The organism is Pseudomonas sp. PDM02 (assembly GCF_014852285.1).
Taxonomy (GTDB): Bacteria; Pseudomonadota; Gammaproteobacteria; order Pseudomonadales; family Pseudomonadaceae; genus Aquipseudomonas; species Aquipseudomonas migulae.
In genome coordinates, this window is sequence record NZ_JACVBL010000034.1 from 1 (window position 1) to 584 (window position 584).

Consider the following 584-nt stretch of genomic DNA (forward strand, 5'->3'; position numbering starts at 1 on the left):
CATGACTGGGGTGAAGTCGTAACAAGGTAGCCGTAGGGGAACCTGCGGCTGGATCACCTCCTTAATCGACGACATCAGCTGCTCCATAAGTTCCCACACGAATTGCTTGATTCATTGAAGAAGACGATAAGAAGCAGCCCGAAATTGGGTCTGTAGCTCAGTTGGTTAGAGCGCACCCCTGATAAGGGTGAGGTCGGCAGTTCGAATCTGCCCAGACCCACCAATTTTTGTGTGGGATCCTGTAGCAATACGGGGCCATAGCTCAGCTGGGAGAGCGCCTGCCTTGCACGCAGGAGGTCAACGGTTCGATCCCGTTTGGCTCCACCACTACTGCTTCTGATTGTATAAAGCTTAGAAATGAGCATTCCATCGTGATGGTGGTGAATGTTGATTTCTAGTCTTTGGCTAGATCGTTCTTTAAAAATTTGGGTATGTGATAGAAAGATAGACTGGATAACACTTTCACTGGTGTTTATTCAGGCTAAGGTAAAATTTGTGAGTTTAATCGCGAATTTTCGGCGAATGTCGTCTTCACAGTATAACCAGATTGCTTGGGGTTATATGGTCAAGTGAAGAAGCGCATA

Annotated in this window: 2 tRNA genes and 1 rRNA gene; all 3 read left to right on the forward strand. The window is 46.9% G+C overall.

From position 1 onward, the window contains the following. A 16S ribosomal RNA gene (locus IB245_RS28900) occupies window positions 1-64 on the forward strand; the annotation flags it as partial. Between the two features lie 82 nt (window positions 65-146). Further along, window positions 147-223: transfer RNA gene (locus IB245_RS28905), tRNA-Ile, on the forward strand. A gap of 28 nt (window positions 224-251) precedes the next feature. Then, window positions 252-327 (forward strand) — tRNA-Ala (locus tag IB245_RS28910). The last annotated feature ends 257 nt before the right edge of the window (window positions 328-584 follow it).